This window comes from Methylobacterium sp. J-072 (assembly GCF_022829425.1).
In the GTDB taxonomy this organism is placed as follows: Bacteria; Pseudomonadota; Alphaproteobacteria; order Rhizobiales; family Beijerinckiaceae; genus Methylobacterium.
Map to the genome: position 1 here is coordinate 1 of NZ_JAKSYK010000067.1, position 7,290 is coordinate 7,290.

4 protein-coding genes are annotated in these 7,290 nt (G+C 65.6%); 3 read left to right on the plus strand and 1 reads right to left on the minus strand.

Features of this window, described 5'->3' with window-relative positions; genetic code table 11:
• The coding region (locus tag MKK67_RS06495) for a methyl-accepting chemotaxis protein (RefSeq protein ID WP_243962910.1) at positions 1-1,114 on the plus strand (1,114 nt) is incomplete at its 5' end.
• A gap of 73 nt (positions 1,115-1,187) precedes the next feature.
• On the opposite strand, the gene MKK67_RS06500 is transcribed toward MKK67_RS06495, so the two are convergent.
• Positions 1,188-2,591, minus strand: coding sequence for an MFS transporter (locus MKK67_RS06500; protein ID WP_243962911.1), 1,404 nt, complete (start codon positions 2,589-2,591; stop codon positions 1,188-1,190).
• Positions 2,592-3,092: 501 nt separating this feature from the next.
• Between MKK67_RS06500 and MKK67_RS06505 the strand changes: the two genes are divergently transcribed.
• A complete protein-coding gene (locus MKK67_RS06505; protein ID WP_243962912.1) occupies positions 3,093-5,453 on the plus strand; it encodes an EAL domain-containing protein in 2,361 nt (786 codons plus the stop codon).
• 899 nt (positions 5,454-6,352) lie between these two features.
• Positions 6,353-6,823, plus strand: coding sequence for a hypothetical protein (locus MKK67_RS06510; protein WP_243962913.1), 471 nt, complete (start codon positions 6,353-6,355; stop codon positions 6,821-6,823).
• The last annotated feature ends 467 nt before the right edge of the window (positions 6,824-7,290 follow it).

Sequence of the window (7,290 nt, forward strand, 5' to 3'; positions counted from 1 at the left end):
CTTGGTCGTCCTCGGCCTGGTCGCTGCGATCACTCTCGCGGTCGGCTGGATGTCCGTGACCACGATCTCCGTCCCGATCCGCAGGATGGCGGGCGCGATGAGCAAGGTCGCGGATGGCGATACGGCGACCGACGTGCCGCACACGGGTGAGCGAAGCGAGATCGGCGCGATGGCGGCCGCGGTGCAGGTGTTCAAGGACAACCTGATCCACAGCCGCCAGCTCGAAGTGGAGACCGCCCAGGCGCGCCGCTCCGCGGAGGAGCAACGCAAGGCGGGCATGCGCCAGATGGCCGATAGCTTCGAGGCCGCCGTCGGTGGTGTCATCGGGATGGTGTCCGCCTCCGCCACCGAACTGCAGGCCACGGCCGGTTCGATGTCGGCCATGGCGGGCCAGACCTCCGCACAGTCCGGCGCGGTGGCGGCTGCCGCCGAGGAAGCCGCCTCCAACGTCAACACCGTTGCAGCCGCTGCCGAGGAGCTGGGCTCATCCGTCCACGAGATCGGCCGGCAGGTCGCCGGCTCGGCGGATCTCGCCCGGATGGCGGTGGCCGAGGCTGATCAGACCGGTACCTTGGTGCAGGAGCTAAGCAGCGCGGTCGGTCGGATCGGCGACGTCGTCGGGCTGATCTCGTCGATCGCCGGCCAGACCAACTTGCTGGCGCTCAACGCCACCATCGAGGCGGCGCGGGCGGGCGCGGCCGGCCGCGGCTTCGCCGTCGTGGCCTCGGAGGTGAAGGCGCTGGCGGAGCAGACTGCTAAAGCCACGCAGGAGATCTCCGGACAGATCGCCCGGATCCAGGCATCCACCGGACAAGCGGTGACCGCGATTGGCGGTATCACCGGCCGCATCCAGGAGCTCAGCGGCGTCGCCACGAGCATCGCGGCAGCTGTGGAGGAACAAGGCGCGGCGACTCAAGAGATCGTCCGCAACGTGACCCAGGCCGCCATCGGCACGGGGGAGGTGACCAACAACATCTCGGGCGTGGCGGGTGCGGCCGAGGAGACAGGCGCGGCGGCGACCCAGGTTCTGGGTGCAGCCTCGGAATTGTCCCGGCAGTCCGAGCACCTGGCGGCCGAGGTCGACCGCTTCCTCGCCACCGTGCGCGCGGCCTGACGCGAGTCGGATGGCGTGCCGCAACGCCCGGCGTGCCATCCAACCGAAGATTTAGTCTCGTCGGGCGAACGCGCTATCGCGTCACCGGCCTGCCCGACCGGCCGCGTGGGCCGCTGAGCACGAGGGCGCCGCTGGAGATCAGGGTGGCGGTGAGCACGGCGAACATGGCGTGGATCCCGTAGCCGTCGAGCACCGGCAGCAGGACAATCGGCGTCAGAGCCGCGGCGACCCGCCCACCGGCCCAGGCGCAGGTGAGGGCCGAGGCTCGCGACGCGGTGGACAGGAGTTCCGTTGCGTAGACCGCTAGCAGGCCGCCGTAGATCGCCGCTGCGGTGTTGAACGCCAAGCCAAGCAGGACCAGGGTCGCGAAGGTCTCGCCCACGGCGAAGGCCGTGCCGAGTACCACCAACGCGGCCGCCATCGTGACCAGGCAGGCGCGCCGCTCCAGATGGTCGATCACCGTGGCGGCGAGCAGGGTTCCGAGCGGTGGCCCCAGCATCGACAGGCCGGCGAAGACCAGGGACTGATCGACCCGGAAGCTTTTCCCCAGCATCACGACCGCGCTGAGCAGGGGGAAGCCTACCGTCGCCCAGGGACTGAGCGCGTAGAGAGCGACGAACAAGGCGGTCCGGCGCCGCTGTCGGGGCTCAGCGAGCAGCCACCAAAAACTCGCGTGCATCGGAAGCTGTGGATGCCTCGTCGCCTCAGCGGCTGCCCCCAGCGGGACGATGCCCCACGCCGCCTCGAAGCGCCGACAGGCGCGCTCGGCCTCAACGTCGCGCCCGACCGCGGCGAGCCAGCGCGGCGAATCCGACAGCACGGCGAATAGGGCCGCCCCCAGAACCGCCAGGACCGCACCCAGCACCAGGGCCCAGCGCCAGGCCTCGATCCCGAGCGGCGGCGCCGGCGTCAGGGCCTGGACCACGAGGATCACCGCGGTCCCGCCTAGAAAGCCGATCCCGGTGCAGACCATCAGCATCGCGCCACGCCGACGGGGCGGCATCACGTCGGCGAGGTAGGTCGCCGCCAGAGGCGGGAAGCCGCCGATCGCGAAACCCAACACGGCTCGCGCGACGGTGAGTTCAGTGAGGCCCGAACTCATGGCGGCGGCCGCCGATCCGACGGCCATCAGCACCAGGGTAGCCTGTAGCGCCGTCCGCCTTCCGAACCGGTCGCCGATCAAGCCGAAGATCGGCGCGCCCACCGCGCCTCCGGCGAAGACAGAGGCCAGTAGGAGGGAAAGGCTACCACGCGGCATACTGTGGGGCGGCGCCAGGAAGATCGCCGCGAGGGCATTACTCAGGGCGACCTCGGCCACGTCGGTGAACAAGCCGAGGGTGCAGATCGCAAGGATCGTCAGGTGCAGCGGTGTGATCGGCAGACGGTCGAGCCGCGAGGCGATCGTATCCGGCGCCCCGTCCGGGTCCTCTTGCGCAAGAGTACCGGGGGCGACAGGGCGTCGGGATGTCTCGAACACGCAAGCGGTTCCGTTCCGGACCGGCGGTCGATCACGGCCGGTGATAGGGCCTGATAGCCGCGAGTTGCGCTTTTCTGGAACAAAATCCTGCTCCTCGGCCCTGAAGCGTACGCATTGTCGGCGGAATGCCACATGGCACTCAATCCCATCCTGAGCGGCGACAGCATAAGCATCATGCCGCTTAGGACATGCCGTCGGGCCTACTCTGTAGCTTGTTGGGCCCGGCGGACGGAGCGACCAACCCAATGGCATCCAGAGGAGCACTCCGCTTTTGCGCGCGCGAGGTCGGGCACCCGGCTTTGCGGTCGATCCCGGAGGCGGCTATCGAGCATGCCGACCGCCTCCTCAGACTAATACGATCAAAATACCCGCAATAGTTGCATTGCAAAAACCTTCTTACTACTTCAAATTAGACAACGCGTCGGCGACGAGCCTGCCATTAACTCTTAATTGACCGATATTTTTGAGGTGATACATACTTATTGGGCGCAATATAGTTGCATGCTTACCGCCGTCGCATCGTTGCTCAACAACCAGGCGCCAAGCTTCGCCCTGGCTGCCGGCACAATCTGCGCGCTCAGCGCTTGGATGATCGCATGCCTGATCCACCGCGCGGAAGTTGCCGCCAAGACGACTAGGCGCTGGTGGATGGTCGGTACGAGTATCGTGGCGGGTATCGGCGTGTGGACCACCCACTTCGTCGCGATGCTCGGCTACCGCACCGATCTCGCCCTGAGCTATCACCTCGGTACGACGATCGCCTCCGCGCTCGCGGCGATCGTCGTAGTCGGTATACCGCTCGCGCTATCGACCGCATGGACGCGGACTTGGACGCGCCTCATCGCCGGCGCAGCCTCGGGGCTGGGCATCGGCGCGATGCACATCACCGGAATGGCAGCCCTGCAGGGCTGCAGTCAGGTACAATCGACCGGCCTCAATGCGCTGGCGTGTGCGATCGGCGCCTTCTGCATGGCCATGGCCCGCGTACTGCCACGACGCGCAAACCATCCGCTCGCGATCGGTTTGCTCATCGTCGTCGCGGTCTGCGGCACGCATTTCATGTCGATCGCCGGTACGGTCCTCGACGGCGCGCGCGTCGATCAGCTTATGCCGGGCCTGCAGGTCGCCCTGAGCGTGCTGGTTGCGATCGGCACGGCTTTCCTCTTGATCGGCGCGTTTCTCGCCCTGGTCGCAGCCAAACGGTTCGAGAACCAAGAGGTCGCGCATGGCCAAGTTCTAGCGACCGCCCTGCACAACATGTCCAATGGCATCCTCAAGGTCTCAGCCACTGAAGTCGTCGAGCTCTACAACGAGCGCCTATGCGCCATGCTCAATTTGGCACCAGGCGCCGTATTCCAGGGGATGAGCCTTGGCGCTTACTTGGAACAGACGGGGCTGGCGAACGGATGGGAATACGACCGTATCGCCCGTGTGCTGACGAACCACCGCGAGTGGATGGCGAAGGCGGAGGAAACGCACGTCGAACACGTCTTCGACGACGGCCGGATCTTGTCTGTGACGTGCCAGCCCGTCCGGGACGGTGCCGTGCTGACGTTCGACGACGTGACACAGGCGCGGCTCGCCCAGAAAGAGATCTCACACCTGGCCTACCGAGATCCGCTGACAGGCCTGGCGAACCGGCGCTCGCTGATCGAACGACTGGCGCACGATCGAGAGGCCGAACTCCCGTCCACGCTTCTACTGATCGACCTCGACCGGTTCAAAGCCGTCAACGATATGTTCGGCCACGGTGTCGGTGATCGCCTCCTCGTCGGTGTGGCCGGTCGATTGAACACGCTGACAGGAGAGGCCGGGTTCGTGGCACGCCTGGGCGGCGACGAGCTGGCGGTGATCGTGAGCGGGGCCGGCGGTGCCGCCATGGACCTCGCCCAGCGGATCGTCGCGGCGGTCGAGGAACCGTACGCCTTCGACGATCTGACCGTCGTCATCGGGTGCAGCATCGGCGTCTGCGGCACCGAGGATAAGTCGGATCCGAGTGATCTGATGCAGCGCGCTGATATTGCCTTGTACGAAGCCAAGCGTCACGGGCGGGGTCGTGCGGTCCAGTACACCCCCGGGATGATCGAGGCCGTCGCCGAGCGGCATGTTTTCGAGAACGACATCCGAGTCGCCATCGCCGAACGCCAGTTCCATCTCGTCTACCAGCCGATCATGGCGCTCACGGACGATGGCATCGTCGGCTTCGAGGCGTTGATCCGCTGGCAGCATCCCGTCCGAGGCTTGGTCTCTCCGGCTGCGTTCATCCCGCTGGCCGAGGAGACGGGCCTTATCTTGCCGATCGGGCGTTGGGTGCTGGAAGAGGCGTGCCGTCAGGCTGCCTCTTGGCCATCATCGCAGCATGTCGCGGTCAACGTATCGGCTGTACAGTTCCGGTCGCCGTTGCTTTTGGCCGACATAACAACGGCCCTCGCACTGAGCGGTCTACCGGCTCACAGACTTGAGATCGAGCTGACCGAGACGGCGTTGGTCGAGGATGGCCGGCAGATCGTGCACACGTTGACGGCTTTGCGGCGCCTCGGCATCAAGATCGCGATGGATGACTTCGGCACGGGATACTCATCCCTCGCTCACCTGCGCGATCTACCTCTCGATAGGATCAAGATCGACCGCAGTTTCGTAGCGTCTGCGCTGAACGACAAGCACTCGATGGCGGTCGTGCGGGCGATTACCCAAATGGGCCGCGACATGAATATCCCGACGCTGGCTGAGGGTGTCGAAGACGCGGAACAGCTGGAATATTTACGAACGCTTGGCTGCGACGCAGTACAAGGGTTTCTGATTGGACGTCCGGAACGACCAGCTCCCGAACCTCTTCGGCCTATCCTGATGGACGCCGCGTAATCCGTGTTCGATACCCAGGAAACCCGCGAACCCGTCGATCATAGCGCGGCGTGAGGGAGCGGTAGCGACGTAGACCAGTTCAGCCACACATCCTACCGGCCAGTCAGCCCGACACCTTCCGGGCCCTACTCACCGCTCGGCGGCCCAACCTAATCGCCTTCAAGATCTCTGACCGCTATGCACCCTAGGCCGCCGACACGAGCGGGTATTCGACCTGCGAGCCCTACTTTGCCCGGTCGGCCTGCGTGGGTCCGTGTAAACTGCGCGCTTCATACACAGGAGCACGTCATTGCTCGTCCAAGAAGGCGGGTGATCGAGGTCTACGGGGAGCGGTTGACCTTCCTAACGGGGCAGCATTGACCGCGATGGCGCGGACCCCATCGCCTGCTCTATCCTACACTTCGGCGACAAGCGGCAAGCCCGATCATCAGAAGCCAATGCCTGCGCACGTAGCGCCGAACGTTTGGCTGCAAGCGTCGACCGGTGTGTTCACCGCAGCGCCTCCGATGCCAGCTCCTCCCGTCGCTCCACCACCCGTTCCACTCGTGGTCGTCGCGCGTGCAGCATTGGCGGCTTGGTCGGTCAGAGTCGCCGAGCTGCTGACGATAGCGGCCCCTCCCGTCGAGCCACCGCCGCTCGTCGTCTGCACGGAGTTGGCAGTTCCCACGCCCAGGATGGTTGAGCTGGTGGTTGCTCCCGTCCCGGAGATCGATGCTGTGCCTCCTGAGAAACTGCTTCCTACCGCGGACGCCGTGCCGGACCCCGATGTAGTGCCGCCTGTAGAGCCTCCGCTAAGCCCAGAGCCAACCGTGGCCCTCAGGCCCGAATTGATGAACCCGGTCTGATAGGCCGTCGTAGCTGCCTGAACGCCGTTCGCGCTCACGGCAGACGTGGTGCCCGTGTTCGATCCGGTGAGGCCGCTCGACGTACCGGTCCCCCCGGTCAACCCGCTTGAGAGACTGCTGGAGGTGGAGAGGCTCGTGAGCCCCGTCACGTTGAGACCGGTGCTGACGGTTGAGAGCGAGCCTGCTGGGGTGGACGTCGTCGATGAGCTGCCGGCCGGGTTCGGCACGCTCCCACCGCCCGAACCACCGCCGCCGAAGCTGAGGGCGCCCGCATTGGTGATCCCGCCGGTCAGGCTGGAGATCGACGGGAAGCTACTGCCACTCAAGCCGCCGGCGTTCGCGATGGATCCGGTCGGCTCGATCGATGCGCTCGACAGCCCAACCGTGCCGGGCGTAGCCGGCGCTACGCTGACACTGGCGATGGAGGGTGAGTTGCCGTTGGCGCTCTGTGCCCAAGCTGAGCCGACGCTCATGATGAGCGCGGCTGCCGCAAAAAGGATCCGCATGGAGCTCAACACTGGATGACGCCGGTTATCAGCCAATCTACTCCGATCTGCGCGGTTCCGGTTGCGGCTAACACACAGGCGTGAGCGGCATCACCCTGCGCGCGGCCTTGAGCCAATGCTCAAGGTCGGCGCGAGTCCCGAGCTCACGAGGGCAGTAGGATCTACCCGGCGAGCAGCAGCGAACGCGGGGGCGCGGCCCACATCGCCGCTTGGCGTTCCTAGTGGTCCAAATCTGACGGATGGAATTCATAGCTTGGGTCCGCTCCCGACCCTTCTAGGACCTTGGAAAGGTCTGCTTACTGGCAGTGGGGTTGGCATTGACCAAGGCCTTCTATGCTGGCCCCATACGCTTCATCGATCGTGGCATCGAACATGGCATTTGATCGGCCATAACGGACAAGATCCTCTCGGCCGCCGCCAGATTGAGGCTGTAGCCGTCCCCTGCGACGACCTCAGCCTGGCTATCGAGGAGGATTAGGCCGCCGC